Source organism: Streptomyces sp. NPDC024017, assembly GCF_040638895.1.
GTDB lineage: Bacteria > Actinomycetota > Actinomycetes > Streptomycetales > Streptomycetaceae > Streptomyces.
Map to the genome: position 1 here is coordinate 265279 of NZ_JBEZYZ010000002.1, position 25796 is coordinate 291074.

At 70.1% G+C, this 25796-nt stretch carries 24 protein-coding genes and 2 tRNA genes; 13 read left to right on the forward strand and 13 right to left on the reverse strand.

All coding sequences use genetic code 11. The features are described from left to right. Positions 1 to 113: 113 nt before the first annotated feature. Positions 114 to 662, reverse strand: coding sequence for a DNA-binding protein (locus AB0G20_RS05970; protein WP_361296420.1), 549 nt, complete (start codon positions 660 to 662; stop codon positions 114 to 116). Between the two features lie 181 nt (positions 663 to 843). Here AB0G20_RS05970 and AB0G20_RS05975 point away from each other — a divergent pair. Then, positions 844 to 916 (forward strand) — tRNA-Ala (locus AB0G20_RS05975). 156 nt (positions 917 to 1072) lie between these two features. Here the strand turns inward: AB0G20_RS05975 and AB0G20_RS05980 are convergent. Further along, positions 1073 to 1774 carry a DUF5324 family protein gene (locus AB0G20_RS05980; protein WP_361296423.1) on the reverse strand — a complete coding sequence of 234 codons (702 nt, stop codon included), beginning with the start codon at positions 1772 to 1774 and terminating at the stop codon, positions 1073 to 1075. A 337-nt stretch (positions 1775 to 2111) separates the two neighbouring features. On the opposite strand from AB0G20_RS05980, the gene AB0G20_RS05985 reads away from it, so the two are divergent. Then, entirely contained in the window at positions 2112 to 2639 is a 528-nt protein-coding gene (locus AB0G20_RS05985; RefSeq protein ID WP_361296426.1) for a peptidylprolyl isomerase, read from the forward strand. 88 nt (positions 2640 to 2727) lie between these two features. Next, positions 2728 to 3618, forward strand: a complete 891-nt coding sequence (locus AB0G20_RS05990; protein ID WP_361296429.1) for a rhomboid family intramembrane serine protease — start codon at positions 2728 to 2730, stop codon at positions 3616 to 3618. 254 nt (positions 3619 to 3872) lie between these two features. Here AB0G20_RS05990 and crgA read toward each other — a convergent pair whose 3' ends face one another. Beyond that, complete coding sequence (crgA, locus tag AB0G20_RS05995) at positions 3873 to 4127, reverse strand: cell division protein CrgA (protein WP_030665812.1); 255 nt, start codon at positions 4125 to 4127, stop codon at positions 3873 to 3875. 138 nt (positions 4128 to 4265) lie between these two features. Between crgA and AB0G20_RS06000 the strand changes: the two genes are divergently transcribed. The 6 genes from AB0G20_RS06000 to AB0G20_RS06025 are packed head-to-tail and all read left to right on the forward strand — an operon-like array spanning position 4266 to position 8531. After that, positions 4266 to 5048: a DUF881 domain-containing protein gene (locus AB0G20_RS06000; protein WP_361296432.1), complete on the forward strand. Its 783-nt coding sequence runs from the start codon at positions 4266 to 4268 to the stop codon at positions 5046 to 5048. A 20-nt stretch (positions 5049 to 5068) separates the two neighbouring features. Further along, complete coding sequence (locus tag AB0G20_RS06005) at positions 5069 to 5746, forward strand: class E sortase (RefSeq protein WP_361296435.1); 678 nt, start codon at positions 5069 to 5071, stop codon at positions 5744 to 5746. Positions 5747 to 5763: 17 nt separating this feature from the next. Further along, positions 5764 to 5961, forward strand: coding sequence for a hypothetical protein (locus tag AB0G20_RS06010; protein WP_037668147.1), 198 nt, complete (start codon positions 5764 to 5766; stop codon positions 5959 to 5961). Then, the gene (locus AB0G20_RS06015) at positions 5958 to 6596 is read left to right on the forward strand and encodes an aminodeoxychorismate/anthranilate synthase component II (RefSeq protein ID WP_361296438.1); all 639 of its coding nucleotides are present in this window, start codon (positions 5958 to 5960) and stop codon (positions 6594 to 6596) included. Before AB0G20_RS06010 ends, AB0G20_RS06015 begins: the two co-directional genes overlap by 4 nt. Next, positions 6593 to 7768, forward strand: coding sequence for a class E sortase (locus AB0G20_RS06020; protein WP_361296441.1), 1176 nt, complete (start codon positions 6593 to 6595; stop codon positions 7766 to 7768). The genes AB0G20_RS06015 and AB0G20_RS06020 overlap by 4 nt, the downstream gene beginning before the upstream one ends. Before the next feature lie 13 nt (positions 7769 to 7781). Beyond that, the gene (locus AB0G20_RS06025; RefSeq protein ID WP_361296444.1) at positions 7782 to 8531 is read left to right on the forward strand and encodes a class E sortase; all 750 of its coding nucleotides are present in this window, start codon (positions 7782 to 7784) and stop codon (positions 8529 to 8531) included. Positions 8532 to 8589: 58 nt separating this feature from the next. Here AB0G20_RS06025 and AB0G20_RS06030 read toward each other — a convergent pair whose 3' ends face one another. The 7 genes from AB0G20_RS06030 to AB0G20_RS06060 all read right to left on the reverse strand — a co-directional run bounded on the left by AB0G20_RS06030 (position 8590) and on the right by AB0G20_RS06060 (position 17484). Next, positions 8590 to 9078 carry a hypothetical protein gene (locus AB0G20_RS06030; RefSeq protein ID WP_361296447.1) on the reverse strand — a complete coding sequence of 163 codons (489 nt, stop codon included), beginning with the start codon at positions 9076 to 9078 and terminating at the stop codon, positions 8590 to 8592. Between the two features lie 180 nt (positions 9079 to 9258). Further along, the gene (gene pknB / locus AB0G20_RS06035) at positions 9259 to 11277 is read right to left on the reverse strand and encodes a Stk1 family PASTA domain-containing Ser/Thr kinase (RefSeq protein ID WP_361296450.1); all 2019 of its coding nucleotides are present in this window, start codon (positions 11275 to 11277) and stop codon (positions 9259 to 9261) included. A 168-nt stretch (positions 11278 to 11445) separates the two neighbouring features. Further along, a complete protein-coding gene (locus AB0G20_RS06040; protein ID WP_361296453.1) occupies positions 11446 to 12924 on the reverse strand; it encodes a penicillin-binding protein 2 in 1479 nt (492 codons plus the stop codon). Next, positions 12921 to 14378 carry an FtsW/RodA/SpoVE family cell cycle protein gene (locus AB0G20_RS06045; RefSeq protein WP_361296456.1) on the reverse strand — a complete coding sequence of 486 codons (1458 nt, stop codon included), beginning with the start codon at positions 14376 to 14378 and terminating at the stop codon, positions 12921 to 12923. The genes AB0G20_RS06040 and AB0G20_RS06045 overlap by 4 nt, the downstream gene beginning before the upstream one ends. 22 nt (positions 14379 to 14400) lie before the next feature. Then, positions 14401 to 15951, reverse strand: a complete 1551-nt coding sequence (locus AB0G20_RS06050; RefSeq protein ID WP_361296459.1) for a Stp1/IreP family PP2C-type Ser/Thr phosphatase — start codon at positions 15949 to 15951, stop codon at positions 14401 to 14403. 140 nt (positions 15952 to 16091) lie between these two features. Beyond that, entirely contained in the window at positions 16092 to 16604 is a 513-nt protein-coding gene (locus tag AB0G20_RS06055) for an FHA domain-containing protein (protein ID WP_031137561.1), read from the reverse strand. A 10-nt stretch (positions 16605 to 16614) separates the two neighbouring features. Further along, on the reverse strand, positions 16615 to 17484 hold the full coding sequence (locus tag AB0G20_RS06060; protein WP_361296463.1) for a DUF3662 and FHA domain-containing protein: 870 nt from the start codon (positions 17482 to 17484) through the stop codon (positions 16615 to 16617). A gap of 473 nt (positions 17485 to 17957) precedes the next feature. On the opposite strand from AB0G20_RS06060, the gene AB0G20_RS06065 reads away from it, so the two are divergent. Next, positions 17958 to 18041, forward strand: a tRNA-Leu gene (locus AB0G20_RS06065). Positions 18042 to 18233: 192 nt separating this feature from the next. Here the strand turns inward: AB0G20_RS06065 and AB0G20_RS06070 are convergent. The 3 genes from AB0G20_RS06070 to AB0G20_RS06080 all read right to left on the reverse strand — a co-directional run bounded on the left by AB0G20_RS06070 (position 18234) and on the right by AB0G20_RS06080 (position 21988). Continuing rightward, on the reverse strand, positions 18234 to 18767 hold the full coding sequence (locus AB0G20_RS06070; RefSeq protein WP_361296466.1) for a helix-turn-helix domain-containing protein: 534 nt from the start codon (positions 18765 to 18767) through the stop codon (positions 18234 to 18236). 63 nt (positions 18768 to 18830) lie between these two features. Next, positions 18831 to 21269, reverse strand: a complete 2439-nt coding sequence (locus AB0G20_RS06075; RefSeq protein WP_361296469.1) for an FtsX-like permease family protein — start codon at positions 21267 to 21269, stop codon at positions 18831 to 18833. Beyond that, on the reverse strand, positions 21263 to 21988 hold the full coding sequence (locus tag AB0G20_RS06080) for an ABC transporter ATP-binding protein (protein ID WP_361296472.1): 726 nt from the start codon (positions 21986 to 21988) through the stop codon (positions 21263 to 21265). The genes AB0G20_RS06075 and AB0G20_RS06080 overlap by 7 nt, the downstream gene beginning before the upstream one ends. A gap of 154 nt (positions 21989 to 22142) precedes the next feature. Between AB0G20_RS06080 and AB0G20_RS06085 the strand changes: the two genes are divergently transcribed. The 3 genes from AB0G20_RS06085 to AB0G20_RS06095 all read left to right on the forward strand — a co-directional run bounded on the left by AB0G20_RS06085 (position 22143) and on the right by AB0G20_RS06095 (position 25793). Continuing rightward, on the forward strand, positions 22143 to 23414 hold the full coding sequence (locus AB0G20_RS06085; RefSeq protein ID WP_361296475.1) for a sensor domain-containing protein: 1272 nt from the start codon (positions 22143 to 22145) through the stop codon (positions 23412 to 23414). After that, positions 23404 to 24063, forward strand: a complete 660-nt coding sequence (locus AB0G20_RS06090) for a response regulator transcription factor (protein WP_361297704.1) — start codon at positions 23404 to 23406, stop codon at positions 24061 to 24063. Before AB0G20_RS06085 ends, AB0G20_RS06090 begins: the two co-directional genes overlap by 11 nt. 485 nt (positions 24064 to 24548) lie before the next feature. Beyond that, positions 24549 to 25793, forward strand: coding sequence for a cytochrome P450 (locus AB0G20_RS06095; RefSeq protein ID WP_361296477.1), 1245 nt, complete (start codon positions 24549 to 24551; stop codon positions 25791 to 25793). Positions 25794 to 25796: the final 3 nt, after the last annotated feature.

Genomic DNA, 25796 nt, shown 5'->3' on the forward strand with positions numbered 1-25796 from the left:
ATCGGTCCCCCGTACGGAACACGCCCCCTCGTGCCCGTCCGTACCGCGACGCGTCCCCCGTCACCTCACCCGCAGCCCGCTGCCGAACCCCCTTCGGCGGCCGGGCAGTGGGATCAGCTCTGGTGGGACTGGTAGTGCGTGACGGCGTCCGAGGTGCGGCCGGCGCCATAGACCCGGAGGAACTCTGCCAGCTCCGGATGGGTCGGGGCGAGGGTGTCGGCGGCGTCGATGATGTCGCCCGCGGCCGCGACCGACCGCAGCAGCGACTGGATCTCGCGCACGACGCGCTTGACCGTGGGTGCCCCCGAACTGCTCGTCGTCGTGGTGGTGTTGCTGAGCACCGAGCCCCCCTGTGACTTCTTGATCTCCTCCATGCGCTCAGTGGCCTCGGCCGCGCTCACACTGCCGTCCGCGACCTGCCCCGCCAGGTCCTGCAGCAGCTGCACCCGCTGCACCACAGCGGGATTGCCGATCTTCGCCCGCTGACCGCTCATCAGCTGCGACAGCATCGGCGCGGACAGTCCCAGAACCCCCGCGAGACGAGCCTGGTTGAGACCAAGATCGTCGATAAGCCTACGGAAGAGCGCCCCCAGTGGCTCCCCGTACCAGTTCCGCTGCAGTTCCCGCGCTCTTGCGGTCGCTTCCTGCTGTGCGGCGTCCATTGCGTCTCCCCATCGCTTCCCCATGTACGGCGGTTCGCGGTAGCGAACCACGCCGAGCATCTTACGGAGAGTGGTCGGCGACGGGGACCCCCAATCTTTTTGCGGAACCACGGGGGAGACCCGGTACTCTGGTCTCCGACGCCCGCCGGGATGCGGTTTCTCCGGTCGGACGTCCCCTTACGGGGCCTTAGCTCAGTTGGTAGAGCGCTGTCTTTGCATGGCAGATGTCAGGGGTTCGACTCCCCTAGGCTCCACTCTGGAAATGCCCTCCGAGCTGCGGAAACGCGGTCTCGGAGGGCATTTTTGCGCACCCGTCGAAGGTCGGTGACGCTTGTTTCACGTGAAACAAGCACGGCGGGGCAGGAGACCCTCAAGTCTCCTGCCCCGCCGTGCTGTTGAATCCGGCGCCCTCAGGAACGGTCGTCGCGCCGCGCGGCCTCGTCCTCGGCCTGCTTCGCCTCGACCTCCGGGTCCAGAACCGACTGACCCGTGCCGTCCACGGACGACAGGTGCCCCGACTCGGGGACCTCCGTCGCGGCCGGCGGCTCCACCAGCCAGTCCGGGTTGGCCTGCTTGTCCCACCACTTCCACGCGGCGAAAGCACCGCCCGCGACGGCACCCAGAATCGCCAGCGTCTTCATGGCCCGGCCGGCCTTCGCCCGCCGTTCATGCCGACGGACCAGCTTCTGGATCTCCTTCGGCGAGACCTGACCGCGCAGCGCGGCCATGGCGGCCGCACTCCGTGCCGTGGCCTCGGTCGTGACGGGCACGGCCGCAGCCATCGCCTGCTCGATCCTCGGCCGGGAGTACAGCGCCGCCTGACGGGCGGCCTTGCGGGTGCGTTCGGCGGCTTCCTGGGCGGCCTGGTCGACCTTCGGCGGCACATGCGTGCGGGCCTGCTCCAGATACGGCTGCACATGGGTGCCGTACTGGACGCGCGCCTGCCCTGCGGCCTGCGTCACCTTGGGCGCTAGCCGTACGCGTGCCTCGTGTGCGTAGTGCGCGGCCCTGTCCTTGGCCGTGTCGGCGTAGGGCGCCACCACTTCCGCGGCGTGCAGCACGCTGTCCTTCGCCGAACCAGTCGCGGCGCGCACGCTGTCGATGCGGGTCACGGGTTCCTCCTCCTCGGTGGCGTACGGTATTTCGACTTTCCACCCTTTTACGGATCATGCCTCCCGGTGCACGACCAGGCATGCGCGGGCGGGCATCCGGGTCACGCGAACCGGCATCCAGCGTCGATCACGTGCCATAGCGGTGAATAGGGGGCAACAGGAGCTTGTCGTCGACAATGCCACGGATCGCCGCCGAGCGCCCCCGCCCCGGGGCTACTCGACTGGTTTTCTGTGAACGCCCGCCGAGGGTTTCCCCCCGCTGCACCGGGGTCGGGCGACGACAGGGCCCGTCCATGCGAGGATCAGGGAGTCACGGAAAGACAACGGAAGGCAGATCGTGGCTGAGCAGCTCTACGCCACCCTGAAGACCAATCACGGCGACATCGAAGTCCGGCTTCTGCCGAACCACGCGCCCAAGACGGTCAAGAACTTCGTCGAGCTCGCCCAGGGCGAGCGGGAGTGGACCCACCCGGAGACGGGGCAGAAGTCCACGGACAAGCTCTACGACGGCACGGTCTTCCACCGGGTGATCAGTGGCTTCATGATCCAGGGCGGCGACCCGCTGGGCAACGGCACCGGCGGTCCCGGCTACCAGTTCGAAGACGAGTTCCACCCGGACCTGCGCTTCGACAAGCCCTACCTGCTGGCGATGGCCAACGCAGGCCCGGGCACCAACGGCTCGCAGTTCTTCATCACCGTCTCCCCGACGGCGTGGCTGAACCGCAAGCACACCATCTTCGGCGAGGTCACCGACGCGGCGAGCCAGAAGGTCGTGGACACCATCGCCACGATCCAGACGAACCCGCGCACCGACCGTCCGCTGAACGACGTGGTCATCGAGTCGGTCGTCATCGAGACCCGCTGAGCGCTGAGGCTCCCGCAGGGAACCAATCGCCCCGCCCGTCCGTAAGGATGAGCGGGGCGGGCTTTTCTCACACGACCTAGGGGAGACCATGGACGACCAGGCTGCGGGCAGCCCGCAGGACGCCCACAGCGTCCCCATGTGCTACCGCCACCCGGACCGCGAGACAGGCATCCGCTGCACCCGCTGCGAGCGCCCGATCTGCCCCGAGTGCATGGTCAACGCCTCCGTCGGCTTCCAGTGCCCCGAATGCGTCCGCACCGGCTCCGGCACGGGCCACGCGCCCACGGCCGCCATGCCCCGGACGATCGCGGGCGGCTCCATCGCCGCCGACCCCCGGCTGCTGACCAAGATCCTCATCGGGATCAACCTGGCCGTGTTCATCGCCGTCCAGATCCACGAGTCGCTGCTGAACGACATCGTCCTGCTCGGTGCCTGGCCGCCGGCACCCTTCACGCCCACACAGGGCGTGGCGGGAGGCGAGTGGTACCGCATGGTGACGTCGATGTTCACCCACCAGGAGATCTGGCACATCGCGTTCAACATGCTCAGCCTGTGGTGGCTCGGCGGCCCGCTCGAGGCGGCGCTCGGCCGCGTCCGCTATCTCGCGCTCTACTTCATCTCCGGACTCGCAGGCAGCGCACTGGCCTACCTGCTGGCATCGCCGACCACCGCGACCCTGGGCGCCTCCGGCGCGATCTTCGGCCTCTTCGGCGCGACGGCCGTCCTGATGCGCCGGCTCAACTACGACATGCGGCCGATCATCGCACTGCTGGTGATCAACCTGATCTTCACCTTCAGCCCGGGGTTCAACATCTCCTGGCAGGCCCACATCGGCGGCCTCGTCGCCGGTGTCGCCGTCGGATACGCCATGGTCCACGCCCCGCGCGAGCGCCGCGCACTGGTCCAGTACGGCACCTGCGCCCTGGTCCTGGGCGTGGTCGTCCTGATGACCGTTCTGAGGACCGCGCAGCTCGTCTGAGCAGGCGTTGTCCACAGCGGGTGTCGGATCTTGTGCATAGGGTGCGGGAACACATGTGCCCCCTGTCATCGACCCGCGTTTCCGCAGGTCAGACAGGAGGCGAACAAGTTTTCGAGTGCCGGTACTTCCGTCATACCGGCGTCAACGTCCAACGGGTTATCCACAGATCGTCTTCATTATCCCCATGTGGAAAACCGCTGTGGATAACTCAGCGAACAACCCTGGGCAGAGCTGCGTTCACCGTGCGGTGACCGCTACTTCCACTGGGTCGAGACACCGAATCCAGCCGCGATGAAGCCGAAGCCCACCACGATGTTCCAGTTCCCCAGCTGGTCGATGGGCAGCGAACCGTCGGTCACGTAGAAGACGACGATCCAGGCCAGACCGATGAGGAACATGGCCAGCATGACGGGCGCGACCCAGGCACGGTTGGTCAGCTTGATGGCGGTCGCCTGCTTCGCGGGCGGCGGCGTGTAGTCGGCCTTCTTGCGGATACGTGACTTCGGCACGAGGGTCTCTCCTGTCGATGCGCTGCGTGGCCGCGCAGGTAACTGGGTCGGTCTGGGGCAGCGTAAGGGGACTCCGATTGCTCCCCCGGGCGTCCGTTAGCGTAGTGCTTCCGCCGCGCCGAAGGAGATAAGGGTACGTTGAGCAATTCTGCCGACTCCCCCGGGACGGGATCCACCCCTGAGCGCTCGCGCCGTTTTCGGCCGGTGCGCGTCCTCACGGCGGCCGTGTTCGCTCTCGCGGGGCTCATCTTCTTCACCAGCTTCGACACCGCCAAGGGCACCAATATCCGCACGGACTCCTCTCTGCTGAAGCTGTCCGACCTCATCCACGAGCGCAGCCGTGAGAACGGCGAGCTGGACGAGACCAACGGCACCCTGCGCCAGGACATAGAGGCCCTGGCCGAGCGCGACGACGGCAGCACCAAGGCGGAGGACGCCAAGCTCGCCGAGCTGGAGGAGCGTGCGGGCACGCAGAAGCTCAAGGGCGACTCGCTCTCGGTCACGCTCAACGACGCCCCGCCGGACGCCACCGCCAAGCTCCCCGGCTACCCCGAGCCGCAGCCCGACTACCTGGTCATCCACCAGCAGGATCTCCAGGCCGTGGTGAACGCGCTGTGGCAGGGCGGGGCCAAGGGCATCAAGGTCATGGACCAGCGGCTGATCTCCACCAGTGCGGTGCGCTGCGTGGGCAACACCCTGATCCTTCAGGGTCGCGTCTACTCGCCGCCGTACAAGATCACGGCGGTCGGTGACCCGGGCAAGCTGCAGAAGGCGCTCGCGGCGTCCCCGGCGATCCAGAATTACATGGTCTACGTCAACGTCTACGGGCTCGGATGGAAAGTCGAGGAGAACGGCCCGGTGACTCTGCCCGGCTACTCGGGCACAGTGGATCTGCATTACGCGAAGCCTGTGGAGCAGTAGCCGGACCGGGGGAGCTGCCGGTGCGCGTGATCGTCAGGACCGTCAGCGAACTGTGCATCACCGTCGGCAGCGTGATCGTGCTGTTCGTGGTCTACGTGCTCTTCTGGACCGGGGTGCGGGCCGACGGCGTCATGGACGACCAGATCGATCTGCTCCGCAAGGAGTGGTCGAAGCCCCGTCCGCCGGCCGGTGGCTCCCCCGGGGGTCCCGCGAAACCCGCGCCCTACGCCGAGGGCAGGCCTTTCGCGATCATGTACATCCCGCGGCTTGGTTTCACGTGGAACAAGCCCGTGCTTGAGGGCACCGGCACCGGCACGCTGAAGAAGGGCCTCGGGCACTACGCCGAGACCGCCCAGCTCGGGCAGAGGGGGAACTTCGCGGTCGCCGGTCACCGCCGCACCTACGGCGACCCCTTCAAGGACTTCCCCGAGCTCAGGCGCGGTGACGCTGTGGTGCTGACCGACGGTACGACCTGGTTCACGTATCGGATCGACAAAGGCCCGTACAAAACAGTGCCCTCGGACATCGAGGTGATCGACCCTGTCCCACGTACATCCGGGTACACGCGTTCGGGCCGGTACCTGACGCTGACCACGTGCGAACCGGAGTGGGGGCACAGTCACCGGCTGATCGTCTGGGCGCACCTGGACTCCACCCAGCCTGTGGAGGCCGGGAAACCAGAGGCGCTGCGCCGCTAGTCTGGTGGCTGTACGGCGTGGGTCTGGTGCCGTGGTACGACGGAAGGGACGGCATGTACGGCTGGATCTGGCGGCATCTGCCGGGGAACACGTGGGCGAAGGCAGTGATCTCACTCGTCTTGGTCGTGGCCGTGGTCTACGTCCTCTTCCAGTACGTCTTCCCGTGGGCGGAGCCGCTGCTGCCCTTCAACGATGTGACGGTGGACAACCAGTGAGTGCGCGCATTCTCGTCGTCGACAACTACGACAGCTTCGTCTTCAACCTGGTCCAGTACCTGTACCAGCTGGGCGCCGAGTGCGAGGTCCTGCGCAACGACGAGGTGTCGACGTCGCACGCGCAGGACGGTTTCGACGGGGTCCTGCTCTCCCCGGGTCCCGGCACGCCGGAGCAGGCCGGCGTCTGCGTCGACATGGTCCGGCACTGTGCGGGCACGGGCGTCCCGGTCTTCGGTGTCTGCCTCGGCATGCAGTCGATGCAGGTGGCGTACGGCGGTGTGGTGGACCGCGCGCCCGAGCTGCTGCACGGCAAGACCTCGCTGGTCGAGCACAGCGGTGGCGGTGTCTTCGCGGGCCTGCCCTCGCCCTTCACGGCGACGCGCTACCACTCGCTGGCCGCCGAGCCGGCCACGGTCCCGGCGGAGCTGGAGGTCACGGCCCGCACGCACGACGGCATCGTGATGGGCCTCAGGCACCGTGAACTGCCAGTCGAGGGTGTGCAGTTCCACCCCGAGTCAGTGCTGACCGAGCACGGGCACCGGATGCTGGCCAACTGGCTGGTGGAGTGCGGCGACCAGGGCGCGGTGGCGAGGTCGGCCGGGCTCGCCCCGGTGGTGGGCAGGGCCTCGGCGTGACGGCGCTGCGCCCCGAGCGCGAGTCCGACACCTCGTACGGGCAGCAGTCGTACGGGGCGTCGGGCGCGTTCGAGGACTGGTCGGGCGGAGGGGAGTACGGCGCGTCCCCGCAGCCGGAGCCGTATCCGCCGGGGCCGGGAGCGCAGCCGCAGCCGCAGTCGAGCCCGCCGCAGCCGGACCCGTACGCGTCGTACGGGTCCGTCCCGGACGATCGGTATCTTCCGCCCGTCGACGAGGAGACGGTGGCGCTGCGGATACCGGAGCCACCGTCGAGGACCGGCGGCTCCACAGCGGGCTCTCCGGCTTCGTCCGCCTCGCGGCGGGCCGGACCCGCCCAGGGAGGCCGCGCGGCCCGCAGAAAGGCCGCCAAGCGCCGTCACGGGCGTCATGGCGGCGCGTCGGACTCCCCGTCGGCCGCCCCGACCGACTCCGAGACCGGGAGCCGCTCCCGGGCGCCGCTGTCGCGGGTCGAGGCGCGGCGGCAGGCCCGGGCGCGCAAACCCGGTCCGGCGGTCGTCGCGAGCCGGGCGATCGGCGAGGTGTTCATCACCACCGGCGTGCTGATGCTGCTGTTCGTCACCTACCAGCTGTGGTGGACGAACGTGCAGGCGCATGCCCAGGCCGGCAAGGAGGCCAGCAGCCTCCAGAACGACTGGGCGAGCGGCAAGCGCAACCCGGGGGCCTTCGAGCCGGGGCAGGGCTTCGCCATCCTGCACATTCCGAAGCTGGACGTGGTGGTCCCGATCGCCGAGGGCACCAACAGCAAGGGTGTGCTCGACCGGGGCATGGTCGGCCACTACGCCGAGGGTGCGCTGAAGACGGCGATGCCCGGTGACAAGAGCGGGAACTTCGGGCTCGCGGGCCACCGCAACACCCACGGAGAACCGTTCCGGTACATCAACAGGCTCGCTCCGGGCGATCCGATCGTCGTGGAGACGCAGGACGAGTACTTCGTCTACAAGATGGCGTCGATCCTGCCGGTGACGCCGCCGAGCAATACGAGCGTCCTGAATCCCGTGCCCACGGGGTCCGGATTCACCAAGCCCGGCCGCTACATCACGCTGACCACGTGCACGCCGGAGTTCACCAGCAAGTACCGGATGATCGTCTGGGGCAAGATGGTCGAGGAACGGCCGCGCAGCAAGGGCAAGCCGGATGCGCTCGTCAGTTAAGGGCAGATGACCAGTGGCAGCGACCACCGACACGGATCACGAGAAGCACACCGGCGGGGGGTCCCGGCCGCCTGCGGCACGTCGCAGGCCCGGCCCGATCGCCATGGCGGTCAGCTTCTTCGGGGAACTCCTCATCACCGCGGGCCTGGTCCTCGGCCTCTTCGTCGTCTACTCGCTGTGGTGGACGAACGTGGTCGCCGACCGCGCGGCCGGCAAGCAGGCCGACAAGGTCCGTGAGGACTGGGCCCACGGCCGGGGCGGCCCCGGTGTGCTGGACACCAAGAGCGGCATCGGTTTCCTGCACGTGCCCGCGATGACCAAGGGCGAGGTTCTGGTCGAGAAGGGCACGTCGAACAAGATCCTCAACGACGGTGTCGCCGGCTACTACACCGACCCCGTCAAGGCGACCCTGCCGATGTCGGGCAAGAACGGCAACTTCTCCCTCGCCGCCCACCGTGACGGCCACGGCGCCAAGTTCCACAACATCGACAAGATCAAGAAGGGCGACCCGATCGTCTTCGAGACGAAGGACAAGTGGTTCGTCTACAAGGTCTACGACATCCTTCCCGAGACCTCGAAGTACAACGTCGAGGTGCTCTCGCAGGTCCCGAAGGAGTCCGGCAAGAAGAAGCCGGGCCACTACATCACTCTGACGACCTGCACGCCGCTGTACACGAGCACGTACCGGTACGTCGTGTGGGGGGAGTTGGAGCGGGTGGAGAAGGTGGACGCGGACCGGACACCGCCGAAGGAACTGGGCTGACCGGGTAGGCGAACGGGCCCGCCAGCCTGGGCAGGTGGCGGGCCCGGACCGTCGTGGGTCAGCCGCAGTGGAAGGCGCCCGAGCTGAACTGGGCGAAGGTGCCGCTCTTCCAGATCACCGCGTCGAGCTTCACGCAGTGGCCCTTTCCGGTGTGGACCTGCACCCAGCCCGCGTAGTGGGCGTAGTTGTCCCCGTCATTGGACTTGCTGTAGACGTCGTCCGACTCCTGGCACGTGGCCTTGGGCTTCGTCTCCTTGCACGCGGTCAAGGTCACCGACATGTAGTTCTTGGTGCCCGCGCCGCCCGCGCTGTTCTTCACCGCGACGGCACAGTTGAAGCCCGAGGACTCTTTCCAGTAGAGGTACGCGGTGCCGTAGGACGTGCCGCCCGAGGTCTTGACCGGGTAGCTGGCGATGAGCGAGTAACCGGTGCAGTAGTCGGACGCCGCGCTGGGGGCGGCCTGGGCGCTGGGCGCGTAGAGGAGGCCACCGAGAGTGAGTGTGGCCACACTCGCCACACGGACGGCGCTCTTGGTCAGGAGTCGCACGAGAACATTCCCCATTCTGATCACGTCTGGTCGTCCCTGACGCTAGTGATCGTGGGGTGGTCTCATGTCCGGACGATCGACTCTTGACATGTTCTTTACATGCTCGTCGATCGTGCACGGCAGAGCCCCCGGCCTTGAGGGCCGGGGGCTCTGGGGCGTCACGCTGGGGTGAGGTCCGGGTCAGTCGTCCTCGTTGCTGCCGCTCAGGCCGCCGAAGATGCCGCCGTTGCCGTTGCCGCCGTTGTTGCCGCCTCCGACGCCGACGGTCTGGAGGGTGACCGTCGTGGCCGCCGGGTCGTCGACCTCCTGGTTGGGGCCGGGGTTCTGGCCGGCGACGAGGGCGTTGTCGCTCTGGTCGCTGCCGTTCGCGAACTGGATGTTCGTGAAGCCGGCCTGCGCGAGGATCTGCTTGGCCTGGCCGACCGTCTGGCCGACCACCTGCGGGACCTTGACCTTCTGCTGCTGCTTCTTCTTGCCGATCTGGATGTTGACCGTCGAATTCGGCTCAACGGACGTACCGGCCTGCGGCGTGGTCTGGATGACCTTGCCGACCTGGTTGTCGTCGTCGGTTTCGACCTCGGTGCAGTTGCCGACCAGGTTGCTGGCCTGCATCTGCTGCTTGGCCGCGTCACAGCTCTGGCCGAGCACGTCCGGGACGGTGGACTTCTCCGCTTCCTTGGCGACGGTCAGGGTGATCGTGGAGCCCTTTTCCTGCTCCGTGTCGCCCTTCGGGTCCTGGTCGGTGACCACTCCGGGGGTGCGGTCGGACTCCTCGGTCTTCTGCTCGACCTTGAAGCCCTTCTCGTCGAGTTGGGCCGCGGCCTTGTCGTAGGTCAGGCCCGTGACGTCCGGCACCGTCACCTTCGGCGCCCCCGTCGACACGACCAGGGAGATGGTGTCGCCCTTGTTGACCTTCGCCTTGAACGCAGGGTTCTGGGAGCAGATCTTGCCCTTGGCCTGGTTGTCGCAGGGTTTGTTGGTGGTGCTCAGCTTGAGATCGCTGTTCTCCGCCAGTTGCCTGGCGTCGGCCAGCGTCTCACCGATGAAGTTGGGTGCCTCGACTTGGTCGTTGCTCGCGCCGCCGTCGCCGCTGAACGCCCACCGGCCGATCAGGATCGCCCCCACCAGGACGAGGATGCCCGCCACCACCAGCAGGATCGTGGAGGTGTTGGACTTGCGCTGCTGGCCGCGGCGCCGGTCGGGGCGGTCGTCGTAGCCGAAGCCGCCGTCGTCCGGGTTCATGGGGGGCAGCATGGACGTGGCGCCGGCGCCGGAGTCCGCGCGCAGGGCCGTCGTCGGCTGGTCGTCGGGGTAGCCGCCGTAGCCCGCCGCGCCCATCGCGGCCGTGGCGGCGACCGGCTGGCCGTCGAGGCAGGCCTCGATGTCGACGCGCATCTCGTCGGCGGACTGGTAGCGGTAGTCCGGGTCCTTGACGAGCGCCTTCAGCACGATCGCGTCCATCTCGGGCGTGATCTCGGGGTCGAAGACGCTCGGCGACTGCGGCTCCTCGCGGACGTGCTGGTAGGCCACGGCCACCGGGGAGTCGCCGACGAAGGGCGGACGGACGGTCAGCAGCTCGTAGAGCAGACAGCCGGTGGAGTACAGGTCGGACCGGGCGTCGACCTGCTCGCCCTTGGCCTGCTCCGGCGAGAGGTACTGGGCGGTGCCGATGACCGCGGAGGTCTGCGTCATCGTCATGCCGGAGTCGCCCATGGCGCGGGCGATGCCGAAGTCCATGACCTTGACCTGGCCGTTGCGCGTCAGCATGACGTTCGCCGGCTTGATGTCGCGGTGGACGATGCCGGCGCGGTGGGAGTACTCCAGGGCCTGGAGGATGCCGATGGTCATCTCCATGGCCCGCTCCGGCAGCAGCTTGCGGCCGGAGTGCAGCAGCTCACGCAGTGTCGAGCCGTCCACGTACTCCATGACGATGTACGGGATCGACACGTTGTCGATGTAGTCCTCGCCCGTGTCGTAGACCGCGACGATCGCGGGATGGTTGAGCGAGGCGGCCGACTGGGCCTCCCGGCGGAACCGGGCCTGGAAGGAAGGGTCGCGCGCGAGATCCGCGCGCAGCGTCTTCACCGCCACGGTGCGGCCGAGGCGGGTGTCATGCGCGAGGTAGACCTCCGCCATGCCACCACGCCCGAGCACCTGGCCCAGTTCGTACCGGCCGCCGAGGCGACGCGGCTCTTCCATAGCTACCTACCAGCCCTCTCCGTCGGTCCCGACCGGCACGCTTGTACGGTCGGGGCTGCCGTCCGGGCCTACCGTACCCGGCTCGCTTTGTGTGACCTGGCCAAGCCCGTCAGCCGATACAGGACCGGTATCGCAACGTGCACCGATGTGAAGCAGACGTGAGCGGGGTCACTTCTTGCTGTCGATGACCGCCTCCATCACGTTCCTCGCGATCGGCGCCGCGAGGCCGCCGCCGGAGATGTCGTCACGGACGGCGTCGTCGTCCTCGACGACGACCGCCACGGCGACCGGCGAGCTGTCGTCGTCGCCCTTGGCGTAGGAGATGAACCACGCGTAGGGGTTCTCGCTGTTGTCGACGCCGTGCTGGGCGGTACCGGTCTTGCCGCCCACCGTGACGCCGTCGATCTTGGCGTTCGAGCCCGTGCCCTTGTCGACGACCGTCTCCATCATCGACTGGAGGATCTGGGCGTTCTCCGCCGACATCGGCTGGCTCAGCTCCTCGGGGTCGGTCTTCTCGATCGGGTCGACGCCGGGCGACTGGAGCTCGTCGACCATGTACGGCTTCATCAGCTTGCCGTCGTTGGCGACCGCCGAGGCGACCATGGCCATCTGCAGCGGGGTGGCGGCGGTGTTGAACTGACCGATCGAGGACAGCGCGGTCTGCGAGGGGTCCATGTTGTCGGAGAAGACCGAGGCGTTGGCGCGCACCGGCGTGAAGTGTTCCTCGTCGAAGCCGAACTTCTTGGTCATGTCCAGCATCTTGTCGTTGCCGAGGTCGGCGCCGATCTTGCCAAAGACGGTGTTGCAGGAGTACTGGAGGGCCACCCGCAGCGTCGCGTTCTTGCAGGGGATGTTGCCCTCGTTGGGCAGCTTGGTGTTGGTGCCCGTCATGGTCCAGGGGTCCGGCGAGTCCGTCTTTTCGTCGGCGCTGTCGTACAGACCGTCCTCGAGCGCCGCGGCCGCGGTGACCACCTTGAAGGTGGAGCCGGGCGGGTAGGTCTCGCGCAGCGCCCGGTTGAGCATCGGGTCGTTCGGGTTGACCTTCTTCTGCAGCTTCTGCCAGGCCTTGGTGTCCGTCGTCGTGGAGTTCCCGGCGAAGGACGACGGGTCGTACGACGGATAGGAGGCCAGGGCCAGGATCTTGCCCGTGGACGGCTCCAGGGCGACGACGGCACCCTTGCCGCCCTGCTTCTTCAGGCCGTTGTACGCGGCCTTCTGCGCGGCGCCGTTCAGCGTCGTGACGACGTTGCCGCCCTGCTGCTTCTTGCCGGTGAGCATGTCGAGGGTGTTGCGGAAGAAGAGCCGGTCGTCGTTGCCGGTGAGGATGCCGTCCTCGAGGTTCTCGAGCTGGGTGGCGCCGAAGGCCTGCGAGGCGTAGCCGGTGACCGGCGCCCACATGGCGCCGTCCTTGTAGGTGCGCTTGAACTTGAAGTCGCTGCCCGAAGACTCGGCGGAGCCGGTGATCGGCTTCCCGTCCACGATGATGTCGCCGCGGGGGGAGGCGTAGCGCTCGATGGTGACGCGGCGGTTGTTCTTGTCGGTCCTGAGCTCGTCGGCCTGGACGTACTGGATCCAGTTGTCGCGGATCAGCAGTGCCAGAACGAGCAGGCCGCAGAAGATCGCGATCCGGCGCAGGGGCTTGTTCATGACGGGCGGACCACCTGGGTCATCTCGGCGTCGGGGTTGGCGGCGGGAGCGGGGGCCGGGCGGCGGGCCGTGTCGCTGATGCGCAACAGGATGCCGATGAGGGCCCAGTTGGCGATCACGGAGGAACCGCCGTAGGCCACGAACGGCAGCGTCATACCGGTCAGCGGAATGAGGCCCATCACACCGCCGGCCACGACGAAGACCTGGAGGCCGAAGGCACCGGACAGGCCGATGGCCAGCAGCTTGCCGAACGGGTCTCGGGCCGCGAGGGCGGTGCGTACGCCCCTTTCGATGATCAGGCCGTAGAGCAGCAGGATCGCCATGACGCCTGCCAGGCCCAGTTCCTCGCCGAAGGTGGCGAGGATGAAGTCGGAGTTGGCGGCGAAGCCGATGAGGTCGGAGTTGCCCTGCCCGAGGCCGGTGCCGAGCGTGCCGCCGGAGCCGAAGGCCCACAGGGCCTGCATGGCCTGCTCGGAGTGGACGATGCCGTCCTGGACGCCGGCGCGGGAGAGTTCGAACTCGCGCATCGGGTCGAGCCAGGCCTGCACTCGCGTCTGGATGTGCGGCTCGAAGCTCGCCACGCCGACGGCGCCGACCGCGGACATCAGCAGACCGAAGACGATCCAGCTGGTCCGCTCGGTGGCGACGTACAGCATGATGACGAACATCCCGAAGAACAGCAGGGACGTACCGAGGTCGGTCTCGAAGACCAGGATGAGGATCGAGATCACCCAGACGACGAGGATCGGACCCAGGTCGCGGCCGCGGGGCAGGTACAGGCCCATGAAGCGGCGGCTGGCCAGGGCCAGGGCGTCCCTCTTCACCATGAGGTAGCCGGCGAAGAAGACCGCGAGGGCGATCTTCGCGAACTCGCCGGGCTGCAGCGTGCCGAGGCCGGGGATCTTGATCCAGATCTTGGCGCCGTAGATGTTCGCGCCGAGTCCGGGCACGAGCGGCAGGACCAGCAGGAACAGCGCGCCGGCCATGGAGATGTACGTGTAGCGCTGCAGGACGCGGTGGTCCTTCAGGAAGATCAGCACGACCACCAGCAGGGCGACGCCCATCGCGGAGTACAGCAGCTGGCGCGGTGCCGCTTCGACGAAGTTGGAGCTCGCCTGCAGCTTCTTCGACTGGTCCAGCCGCCAGATGACGACCAGCCCGATCCCGTTGAGCAGGGTCGCCAGCGGCAGCATCAGCGGGTCGGCGTACGGCGCGAATTTCCGTACGGCGAGGTGGCCGACGCCCGCGAGCAGCCCGAGCCCGAGCCCGTAGCTCAGCAGGCCCGGGGGCACCGAGTCGTTGATGGCCAGGCCGACGTTGGCGTAGGCGAACACCGGAATGACGACGGCGAACACCAGCAGCGCGAGCTCGGTGTTGCGTCGGCTCGGCGCGCCGACGGCGCCGATCGTGGACGTGTGGTGCGTCGGCGAGTGCGACGTATTCGTACCGCTCATCGTGTGACAGGGCCTCTCACGGCTACTGCTTACCGCACAGCGAGACGACCTTCTGCTCTTCCTCCGAGAGGCTGGGGCCGGGGCTGGGAGTGGGTGCGGTCGTGGTCGGGGGCGTGGACTTCTCCGGCGCCGACGGTGAGCCCGACGGGTTCGACGGATTCGGCGTCGGTGTGGCCTTGGACGTGAAGGAGGCGGGAGTGGTTCCCGTGGTGCCCCCGGCCTCGCCTTCGCCGGTCTTGGAGTTGTTCTGGCTCTCGGCTTCGCGCCGCTGCGCCTGCTTCTTGCACGCGGAGGCCTGCACCGACAGTTCCTCGATCTTCGCCTGGGCGTTCTTCAGGCCGCCCTCGGCGATGGTCGCCTCGACCAGCTTCTGCTGGTAGGGCGGCAGGTACTTGAGTTCGATCTCGGGGTGGTCCTTCTCGACCTCCGAGAGCGAGACCCAGGCCAGGTCCTGGCTGATGCCCCGGTACAGCGCGACGTGCTCGTCCTCGGCGCCGACGTAGTACTGCGTCTGCGTCCAGCGGTATCCGCCGTACAGGCCGCCGCCGATGAGGGCCAGCGCGAGGGCGCCGAAGAAGGATCTCTTCAGCCACCGGCCCTTCTTGCGGGGCTTGGTGAAGTCGTCGTCGCCGTAGTCGAAGCCGGAGGCCGGGATGTAGCCGGTGGTGTCTCCGGAGCCGGGCGGGCCGAACTCGCCGCCGCCCTGGCCGTGCCCGTGGCGGCCGAGCCCGGAGGCGCGGCCCGCGGGGGTCTGCATGATGCCGTTGTCGTGCAGCTGGTGCTGGTTCTCGGCGACGGCGCCGACCACGACGGGGGTGTCGGACAGCTGCCCCGCGAGGGTGTCGCCGGTGTCGAGGTCGAGGACGTCGGCGATGATGACCGTGATGTTGTCCGGGCCGCCGCCGCGCAGCGCCAGCTCGATCAGGTTCTGGACGGTCTCCTGGGGGCCCTGGTAGCTGGCGAGGGTGTCCTCCAGGGTCTGGTGGGACACCACGCCGGACAGGCCGTCGGAGCAGATCAGGTAGCGGTCGCCGGCGCGGACCTCGCGGATGGACAGGTCCGGCTCGACGTGGTCGCCGGAGCCGAGGGCGCGCATCAGCAGCGAGCGCTGCGGGTGCGTGGTCGCCTCCTCCTCGGTGATGCGGCCCTCGTCGACCAGGCGCTGCACCCAGGTGTGGTCCTGGGTGATCTGGGTGAGGACGCCGTCGCGGAGCAGGTAGGCGCGGGAGTCGCCGACGTGGACCAGGCCGAGGCGCTGGCCCGTCCACAGCAGGGCGGTCAGGGTGGTCCCCATGCCCTCCAGCTGGGGGTCGTCCTCGACCATCGAGCGCAGCTGGTCGTTGGCGCGCTGCACGGCCGTGCCGAGCGAGGTGAGGATGTCGGAGCCGGGGACGTCGTCGTCGAGCGCCACGATGGTGGAGATGGCCTCGGAGGAGGCGACCTCACCGGCGGCCGCGCCGCCCATGCCGTCGGCGATGGCGAGCAGGCGGGGGCCGGCGTACCCGGAGTCCTCGTTGCCCTCCCGGATCATGCCCTTGTGCGATCCGGCCGCGAAGCGCAGTGACAGACTCATGCGCACCTCGCCTGTCGGCTCCGGGTACAGCCGGTCGTGTCGAGCCACACTGCCCACCCTCCGGTCGGGAGCGCGCGGGGGGCCGGGGTGGGGCCCGCCACTGCGTGCTCGCTCCGCTCGCGCCTATCCATGATGTAGCACTACTTCCGCAGCTCGATGACGGTCTTGCCGATGCGGATCGGCGCGCCCAGCGCAATCGGTGTGGGAGTCGTCAGCCGGGACCGGTCCAGGTACGTGCCGTTGGTGGAGCCGAGGTCCTCGACGATCCACTGGCCGTCGCGGTCCGGGTAGATCCTGGCATGGCGGCTGGAGGCGTAGTCGTCGTCCAGCACGATCGTCGAGTCGTGCGCCCGGCCCAGGGTGATGGTCTGGCCCTGGAGCGCGACCGTGGTGCCGGTGAGGGTGCCCTCGGTCACGACCAGCTTGGTGGGGGCGTTACGGCCGCGTCGGCCGCCGGCGGACTGCTGGCGCTGCGGCGGCGGCGCCTGGCGGGCGGCGGCCTGCTGCTGCCGGCCTGCCTCGCGGCGCGATCCGCGCTGGGTGACGCGCGTACCGAAGAGGTCGCTGCGGATGACCTGCACGGCCACGATCACGAACAGCCACAGTACGGCCAGGAAACCCAGCCGCATGACCGTGAGGGTCAGCTCTGACATTGCCCCCGCTTCACCCTTCGGCTTGCCGGTAAATGATGGTGGTGCTGCCCACGACGATCCGCGAGCCGTCGCGGAGCGTAGCGCGGGTGGTGTGCTGCCCGTCCACCACGATGCCGTTGGTGGATCCGAGATCCTGGATCGTCGAGGGCGTTCCGGTCCGGATCTCGCAGTGCCGGCGGGAGACGCCGGGGTCGTCGATCCGCACATCGGCGTCGGTGCTGCGGCCCAGCACCAGCGTCGAGCGGGAGATCTGATGGCGGGTGCCGTTGATCTCGATCCAGTGGCGGGTGCGTCCACCGGAGGCCGGGGCGGCCGGGGGCCGCTGGCTGCTCGCGGCGGGCGGGTAGCCGTATCCGCCGGGGCGGCCGCCGGGCGGCGGCGCGGCCGGCATGGGCGGGGCGCCGGTGGGCGCGGCGGACGGCGGGTAGCCGTAGCCACCGGGGCGGCCGCCCTGCGGGGCGGCGGGCGCTGCGGCGCCGCCTCCCGGGCCGCCCTGCTGGCTGCTGGAGGAGGCGAGCGTACGGCTGCGCACCCGGTACAGGCCGGTGTCGAGGTCGTCCGCCTTCTCCAGGTGCACCTTGATCGGGCCCATGAAGGTGTAGCGCTGCTGCTTGGCGTAGTCGCGCACCATGCCGGCGAGCTCGTCGCCGAGCTGGCCGGAGTAGGGGCTGAGCCGCTCGAAGTCCGGCGTGCTCAGCTCGACGATGAAGTCGTTGGGCACGACCGTCCGGTCGCGGTTCCAGATCGTGGCGTTGTTGTCGCACTCACGCTGGAGAGCTCCCGCGATCTCCACGGGCTGGACCTCGGACTTGAACACCTTGGCGAAGGTGCCGTTGACCAGACCTTCGAGACGCTGCTCGAACTTCTTCAGGACTCCCATGGGGCACCTCCTCCGTCGCTGCCGTTCTGTGCACTGCCCTGCGGGCCGCTTGCCTGGTACTGCTTACTGATCGTATCCACGCGCCGCTCGATCGGCTGGTTCCCCCTGTCAGGCCCGCCGACGGGTGTCGACGCCTGACGAAGTTCCCTGTGGAGCTCCTCTTCGAACTCCTCCGGTGGTACTGCTGCGCGTAACCGCCTCGTGTATGCCTGACAAGGATCGTAGAGGCGGTCGAAGACCAGTGTCCCGCACCTGACTGTGGACCCCGACCCCCTCCTGCGGAGACGGCGGGTACCGGTACGAGGTTGATACGTGAACCGGTACGCGTTGATACGTGGCAGGGACACCGATGGTTCGGCGGGGGGTCTGCCTGCGGCGATAAGGGATGTGAACCCACCCCCTCCAGCGTGCTAATGTTCTGCGTGTCGGAAGGCGCCCGGCCCCAAGGGGCAGACGCCCAGGACACACCCAATGCGCGGGTGGCGGAATAGGCAGACGCGCTGGATTCAGGTTCCAGTGCCCGCAAGGGCGTGGGGGTTCAACTCCCCCCTCGCGCACTAGAGATACCGATGAACGGGTCTCTGCTGGTGACGGAAGTCACCAGCAGGGGCCCGTTTCTCGTTGTGCTTCCGCGTGTGAGGCGTTGCACAGGACCTGTGCGTGAGCTATCTCACGGACCAGGGTTCCAGCGCGAGGTCGTCCTGGCCGGCCGCGGTGACCGGGACCGTGACCAGGTCTCGGGAGAACGCTCAGCCCTCGCCGGCCCGGGCCTCCCCCAGGGACCGCCCCGGGGCGAAGCGTTCCCGCACGACCGGGTCGTCGAGGAGGCGGGTCGGGTAGCCCGGGCCGGTGCGGGCGGCCATGTCCCGCTGGTGCAGGGGCTCGCCGCAGGCCGAGCAGACGACCCGGGCCTCGGTGTCGTGGCCGCAGGGCGTGTGGTGCAGGACCACCGGGGCGCCCGCGTCGCCGGCCAGCCAGCGGTCGCCCCAGGCGTTGATCGCGGCCAGGACGCCGAAGAAGTCGCGGCCCTTGTCCGTCGGCAGGTACTCGTGGCGGACCGGGTCGCTCTGGTAGACGCTCCGCCGCAGCAGGCCCTCGGCCTCCAGTCGCCGCAGCCGGTCGGTGAGGGTGTTGCGGGCGATGCCGAGCGTGCCGATGAAGCCGTCGAAGCGGGACTCGCCGTAGAAGACCTCGCGCAGCACCAGCAGGGTCCAGGCGTCGCCCAGGATGTCGGCCGTGCGGGCGATCGAGCAGGGCCAGCTGCCGAACGAGGTCCGTCTCATGGCTCCACTTTAGGGGGCTTCCCCTGGTTGGTCTCATGATGAGATCCACCGGCCCGCGGGACGTCATTCCCGTACGCCTGCCAGTTCCACCGGGCGGCGGCGCAGGGCGACGGCGGCGGGGAGCGTCGCGGAGAGGACGGCCAGGAGCGCGCAGGCGGTCGCCGTCGCGCCGAGGGCCTGCCACGGGAGGGTGACGGTGGGCCGGACCGACAGCAGGGCGAGGGCGCTCCACATGCCGGCCAGGTTGACGCCGGTGACCAGGAGGCCGAGCAGCGCGCCGGCCGCGACGGCCGTCAGGGCCTCGGCGGCGGTCAGCCGCAGCACCTGCCACCGGGTGGCTCCGGCCAGCCGCAGCACGGCCAGGTCGCGGGCCCGGTCGGAGGCCGCCATGACCGTGGTGTTGACCACGGAGATGCCCGTGTAGAGCAGGGCGATGCCGAGGACCAGGAAGAGGCCGAGGCGGGTGGTGCGGTTGGTTTCCGGGTGGGTGGCCCGGATCCAGGCGTCCCGGGTGAGGACCCGGCCGCCATCTGCACCGATCGCCTTGTGCAGGGCGGTGGCCACGGTGTCCGGGGCGGTGCCGTCCGCGAGTGCCACGTCGACGCGGTCGACCGTGGCGCGCGGGGCGTTGCGCGGGGTGACGTAGACGCCGTTGCCGCCGGTGCCGGTGGTCATCACCGCGGCGATGCGCAGGGTGCGCGGTGTCCCGTCGCCGAGCCACACCCGGACCCGTTCGCCGACCCGGTGCCGCTGCCACTCCTCGTTGACGATGATCGAGTCGTCGTCGAGGTCGCTCAGCCCGCCCGTGGCGAGCGGCAGGCGTGCGGTGGCCGCCAGGTCGCCGGGGGTCGCGGCGCGGGCCTCGGAGCGGATCAGGGCCACGCCGTCCTCCAGGACGTGCACGGCCGTCGAGGACGTCGGTGAGATCCGCGTGCCCGGTACCGCGCGCAGCCGGCGCAGGGTGGCGGCGTCGAAGCCCTCCGCGGCGGCCGGGGTGACGACGAAGGCGGCTGTGGTGCGGTCGCTCGTCTCGGTGGTCTTCGCGTGGTTCAGGGTCGCGGTGGCGCCGAGCAGTGAACCGGCGAGGGCGACCGTGACGAGGACGGGGGCCGCGAGCGCGGCGGTGCGGCGTACTCCGGTGGCCGTGTTCTCCCGGACCAGCATGCCCACGGTCGAGGGGAGGCAGGTCAGCAGGCTGGTCAGCGGCCGCAGCACCAGGGGCGCGAGCAGGGCGGCCGCGGTGATCAGCAGCATGGGGCGGCTGATGTACGTCTTGCGCTGGAGGAGGTCGCCCGGGGAGCCGCCCAGGGCGAAGGCCAGCGTCACGGCGGACGTCAGGAGGAGGGCCGTACCGCACAACAGGCGGCCTGGCGTCAGTGTCCTGCTGTCCGCGGCCGCCTCGCGCAGGGCCTCGGTGGGGGCGGTACGGCCGGCCCGCCAGGAGGCCGCGCTCGCTCCGCACAGGGCGACGAGCAGGCCGGTCCAGAAGGCCGCGTGGTACGGCCAGGTGTGGTCGCCGATGGTGAACCAGGCCGGGGCGAGGCCCTCGGCGGCCACCCGGTCGGCCAGCGGCGGTGCCCCGTAGGAGCCGAGGGCACAGCCGGCGGCCGAGGTGAGGGTGCCGACGGCGAGGGCCTCGACGAGGACGGTCCGGCGGATCTGGCCGGGAGTCGCTCCGGCGGTGCGCAGCAGGGCGAAGTCCCGCCGCCGCTGGGCGACCGCGAAGGCGAAGGTGGACGCCACGACGAAGACCGACACGAAGGCGGTGACGCCGCCGGCGGTGCCGAACAGGGCGTTCATCGCGGTGAGCGCCTCGCTGTCCCGGTCGGGATCGGCGTCGGCGAGGCGGCGCGCGTTCCCGGTGAGGACCTGGGCGCTGTCGCCCACGGCCTTCCGCACGGCTGCCGGATCCGCCGTGACCGTCAACTGGTGTACCGGAGGGGCCAGTTCGGCGGCGCGGGCATCGGTGAAGAACACGGCGTTCTCGAAGCCGCGGGAGGTCAGGGTGCCGACGACGCGTACGGTGCCCCGGTCGATGCGGAGCTGCCGGCCGGGGCGTGCCCAGTCGCCGGTGACGGCGACCTCGTCGGCCGTGCGGGGCGCGCGGCCCGTGGCGAGGTCGTAGGGGGCGAACGCGGCGGTGGACCACGGGTGTCCGACCAGCTCGGCGGGGGCGCCCGCGGCGCGTACGGCGAAGGAGCGGTCCGCCACGACGGGGCCCAGCTTCCGTACCTCCGCGACCGTCGCGGCGGACAGCGGGCGCGGGTGGGCGAGCCGGGCCGTGCGGTCGCCGTTCGGGGTCGGTACGCGCAGGGTGTCCTGGCCCTTGACGACGACCGGGGCGGTGGCGAAGCGTTCGGAGCCGCGCTCCGGGGCGGCGGCCGACGAGGCCAGGGCCAGGCCCATCACCGTGAGCAGGGCCACGCCCAGCGAGAGGGCGACGAAGCTGCCGGTGAAGGTGACCCAGCGGGTGCGCAGGGTGCGCAGGGCGACGCTCAGCACGGCACGGCCTCCAGACGGGTCATGCGCGCGGCGACGGCCTCGGGGTCCGGACCGGTCAACTCCCCGTGGACGCGCTCGTCGACGAGGAAGACCACGCGGTCGGCGTACGCGGCGGCCACCGGGTCGTGCGTGACCATGACGACCGTCTGGCCCTCGCGGTCGACCATGCCGCGCAGCAGCTCCAGCACCTCGCGGCCGGTCCGGGTGTCCAGGGCGCCGGTCGGCTCGTCGCCGAACAGCACGTCGGGCCGGGTGATCAACGCACGGGCCAGGGCGACCCGTTGCTGCTGGCCGCCGGAGAGCTGGGACGGTCTGTGCCGGGCCCGGTCGGCCAGGCCGACCTGCTGGAGCGCCTGACGCACCCGGGTCTTGGGGACGCGGCGTCCTGCCAGGCGCAGGGGCAGCGCCACGTTCTGCTCGGCGGTCAGCGCGGGCAGCAGATTGAACGCCTGGAAGACGAATCCGACGCGCTCGCGGCGCAGCAGGGTCAGCCGCCGCTCGCTCAGCCCGGTCAGCTCGGTGCCGCCCACGGTGACCGACCCGGAGGTGGGCCGGTCCAGGCCGGCCGCGCACTGGAGCAGGGTCGACTTGCCGGAGCCGGAGGGGCCCATGACGGCGGTGAAGGTCCCGGCCGGGAAGGCGAGTGAGACTCCGTCGAGTGCGGTCACGGGCCCGTACGCCCTGGTGACCGAGTCCAGCCGGACGGCGTCGTGTGTCATGGGTTCCCCCTGGTGTCGGTGTTGCTTCCACGAAACCGGGCGGGGCGGGTCTGCGCAGTGCGGCGGGGCCTAGACCTGGGGTAGGGCCAGGCATACCCCGGGCCTCCGCCTGAGCCCATGGCCGGGGCCCCGACCGGCTTCTACGGTGATCCCCATGCATCCTCGGAACGTGTGGCAGGCCATGTCCCGCCCCGGCTACCTGCTGTCGGCGTGGCCGTGGCGGTCGGCCGGTTACCTGCTCACCGGCACGGTGACCGGCGTCGTCGTGCTCGTGGGGATCGTGCTGTCGGCGGTGGCGGGCGGGGTGCTCGCGCTCGCGCTGGTGGGGCTGCCGCTGCTCCTGTGCACGGTCCTGGCGGGCATCCCGGTGGCGGCGATGGAGCGGCTGCGGCTGCGACTGGTCGACCCGGAGCCGGCGCCCGACCCGCACGAGCCGCCCGGCGACCCGGGCCTGCGGGCCTGGCTGACGACCCGGCTGCGGGAACGGGCCACCTGGCGGGAGCTGGGCCACGCCCTGCTGTTCGCGGGGCTGTTGTGGCCGGTCGACGCCCTCGCGCTCGCCGTCGGCCTGCTGTGCCCGATGACCGTGGTCGCCACCCCGGCGCTCCTGGCCGCCTTCGGCGAGGCGAAGGTGCTCAAGGTGTGGCTCGTCACCACCTGGCCGGCCGCCTTCGGATTCGCCCTCCTCGGGCTGCTCCTCCTCGCCCTGGGCGCCTGGCTGCTGGGCGTCGTGGCCGGGGCCCGGGCCGGGCTGACCCGGCTGCTGGTCGCGCCGCGGGAGGCCGACCTGGGGGCCCGGGTGGTCGAACTGGCCCGGTCCCGGGTGCGGTTGGTGGACGCCTTCGAGGCGGAGCGGCGGCGGATCGAGCGCGATCTGCACGACGGGGCGCAGCAACGGCTCGTCGCCCTGACGATGACGCTCGGACTGGCCCGCCTCGACGCCCCGGCCGGCCCGCTCGCCGACCAGCTCACCAAGGCCCACCAGGAGGCGGGCACGGCCCTCGCGGAACTGCGCGAGCTCATCCACGGCATCCACCCCAAGGTCCTCGCCGACTACGGCCTCGAAGCCGCCGTCGCCGACGCCGCCGACCGTTCGGCCGTGCCCGTGGACATCGACCTGGAGCTGCCCGGGCGGCTCTCCCCGGCGGTAGAGGCCGCCGCGTACTTCGTGGTGTGCGAGGCGCTCACCAACGTGAGCAGGCACAGCGGGGCAGGCAGGGCACAGGTCAGCGGCGGGCACCGGGACGGGCGGCTGATCCTGCGGATACGCGACGACGGGCGCGGTGGCGCACGGGCCGGGCAGGGCAGCGGGCTGACCGGGCTCGCCGACCGGGTGTCGGTGCTCGATGGCAGACTCTCCCTGACCAGTCCGCCCGGCGGACCGACCCTGCTGCGTGTGGAGATCCCCTGTGACCCTGCGAGTTGAGCGGCAGCTGCGGGTCGTCCTGGCGGAGGACAGCGTGCTGCTGCGGGACGGGCTCGTCGGACTGCTCGAACGCTGCGGGCACGAGGTCGTCGCGGCCGTGGGGGACGCCGAGGCGCTGGTCGCGGCCGTCGGGGAGCACGACCCGGACGTGGTCGTGACGGACGTGCGGATGCCGCCCGGCTTCCAGGACGAGGGCCTGCACGCGGCCGTGCGGCTGCGCGGGGAGCGGCCCACGCTGCCGGTCCTGGTCCTCAGCCAGTACGTGCAGCGCCGCTACGCCGCCGACCTGCTGGACTCCGGTGACGGCACGGGCGTCGGCTATCTGCTCAAGGACCGCGTCGGCCAGGTCGAGGAGTTCGTCGAGGCGCTCGGCGAGGTGGCGGACGGCGGCACGGTCGTCGACCCCGAGGTCGTACGGCAGTTGCTGCGCCGCCGCCGCGACCCGCTGGAGCGGCTCACCCCGCGCGAGCGGGAGGTGCTGGCACTGATCGCCGAGGGCAGGTCCAACAGCGCGATCGCCCGCGAACTGGTCGTCTCCGAGGCGGCCGTGGGCAAACACGTCTCCGGCATCCTCACCAAGCTGGACCTGCCGCCGGCGGACGCGACCCACCGCCGCGTGCTGGCCGTGCTCGCGTATCTGCGGGCCTAGGCCCGACCCAAGGCCGGTGCGCCGTCGGCGCGTTGTAGTAGGAACCAGCGCGTTGGTTTCCTTGCGTCGCCATCAGAGCCCTGTGGGGGAGCCACGGGTGACCGAACAGGACTGGGCCGTTCGGACCCGTCTCACGGACCTACCCAGCGCCCCGGCCACACACGGCGCCGCCAGGCACGGCAGCAGCAGCTGCCACCAGTCGGTCAGCGAGGGCCGGGCGAGCCAGCCGTGGTCCTCCCGGGCCAGCGCCTCGATGCCGGTCGTGGCGGCGAGGACGACGGCCGACGCAGGGTCCGGCGGGGAGCGGACCGGCCGCCCCGGGCGTCCCGGCGGAGGCGGGCCGGGTGGGGCTCGCCCTGCGGTGGTTCACTCGGCCATGGCCGACAGTGGGTGAAGCCGTGGCCAAAACAAACCGGATACCAAGTTTTTTCGGCCCGCGGATCGCACGATGGTCCCCCAGCCTCTGGACCGAGGAGCGATGAGTCATGGCACAGCAGGCCTGCCCCTTCCTGTCGATCGACCCGTCCGGTCAGGACCTCTACGGCGAGATAGCCCGGATCCGTGCCCAGGGCCCGGCCGTGGAGGTCGAACTCCCCGGCGGTGTACGGGCGTGGTGGATCACCGGCCTGGAGCTGAACAAGCGGCTCCTGGCCGGCCCCGAGACGAGCAAGGACGCCTACCAGCACTGGCCGGCCTGGATCAACGGGGACATCTCCCGCACCTGGCCGCTCGCCATCTGGGTCTCGGTGCGCAACATGGTCACCGCCTACGGCTCCGACCACAGCCGGCTGCGCAAGCCCATGGCCGCCGCCTTCACCAAGCGCCGTGTCGACGCGCTGCTGCCGCGCGTCCAGGAGATCGTCGACCGGGCGCTGGACGCCCTGGAGGGCGTCCCGGAGGGCGAAGTCGTCGATCTGCGGGCGGCGTTCGCGGCGCCGGTCCCGCACGAGGTGGTGTGCGAGCTGTTCGGCGTACCGCCCGGTGAGGACGGCCCGCGCGCGGCCCTCTACCGCATCATCAACCGTTTCTTCGACACGGCGATCTCCCTGGAGGACGCCCAGGCCAACGCCGTCGACCTCTACGGCACGCTGACCGCGTTCCTCCAGCACAAGCGCGAGCACCCGGCCGACGACCTGACGACGGCGCTCATCGCCGCGCGCGACGAAGGCAGCCTCAGCGAACAGGAGTTGATGGACAACCTGATCCTGCTGCTCACCGCCGGGTTCGAGACGACCGTCAACCTCATCGACAACACCGTGCACAGCCTGCTGGCCCACCCCGACCAGCTCGACCTCGTCCGCTCCGGGCGGGTGACCTGGGAGGACGCCCTGGAGGAGTCGCTGCGATTCGAGGCGCCGGGCGCCATGTCGGGCCTGCGCTACGCCGTCGAGGACATCGAGGTCGAGCCGGGCCTGACCATCCCCAAGGGCGATCCGCTCGTGGTCTCCTTCGCCGGTGCCGGGCGCGACCCCGAGCGGCACGGACCGGACGCCGAACGGTTCGACGTCACGCGCGCCACGAGCCGCGACCATGTGTCCTTCGGTCACGGCGTGCACCACTGCCTGGGCCGGCCCCTGGCCATGGCCGAGGCGACCGTGGCCCTGACGTCGCTGTTCGCGCGCTTCCCGCGGCTGGCCCTGGCCGATCCGGCGCGTCCGCCCAAGCGGCTGCGGTCCATCATCTCCACCGGCCACGAGGAACTGCCCGTCCTGCTGCACGGCCGGGATTAGCCC

Bases quoted from the DNA above. Each gene is read 5' to 3' on its own strand.
- AB0G20_RS05970 (WP_361296420.1), bottom strand. From the start codon at position 662: ATGGACGCCGCACAGCAGGAAGCGACCGCAAGAGCGCGGGAACTGCAG.
- AB0G20_RS05990 (WP_361296429.1), top strand. From the start codon at position 2,728: ATGGACGACCAGGCTGCGGGCAGCCCGCAGGACGCCCACAGCGTCCCC.
- pknB (WP_361296450.1), bottom strand. From the start codon at position 11,277: ATGGAAGAGCCGCGTCGCCTCGGCGGCCGGTACGAACTGGGCCAGGTG.
- AB0G20_RS06040 (WP_361296453.1), bottom strand. From the start codon at position 12,924: ATGAACAAGCCCCTGCGCCGGATCGCGATCTTCTGCGGCCTGCTCGTT.
- AB0G20_RS06045 (WP_361296456.1), bottom strand. From the start codon at position 14,378: ATGAGCGGTACGAATACGTCGCACTCGCCGACGCACCACACGTCCACG.
- AB0G20_RS06050 (WP_361296459.1), bottom strand. From the start codon at position 15,951: ATGAGTCTGTCACTGCGCTTCGCGGCCGGATCGCACAAGGGCATGATC.
- AB0G20_RS06055 (WP_031137561.1), bottom strand. From the start codon at position 16,604: ATGTCAGAGCTGACCCTCACGGTCATGCGGCTGGGTTTCCTGGCCGTA.
- AB0G20_RS06060 (WP_361296463.1), bottom strand. From the start codon at position 17,484: ATGGGAGTCCTGAAGAAGTTCGAGCAGCGTCTCGAAGGTCTGGTCAAC.
- AB0G20_RS06070 (WP_361296466.1), bottom strand. From the start codon at position 18,767: ATGAGACGGACCTCGTTCGGCAGCTGGCCCTGCTCGATCGCCCGCACG.
- AB0G20_RS06080 (WP_361296472.1), bottom strand. From the start codon at position 21,988: ATGACACACGACGCCGTCCGGCTGGACTCGGTCACCAGGGCGTACGGG.
- AB0G20_RS06085 (WP_361296475.1), top strand. From the start codon at position 22,143: ATGCATCCTCGGAACGTGTGGCAGGCCATGTCCCGCCCCGGCTACCTG.
- AB0G20_RS06095 (WP_361296477.1), top strand. From the start codon at position 24,549: ATGGCACAGCAGGCCTGCCCCTTCCTGTCGATCGACCCGTCCGGTCAG.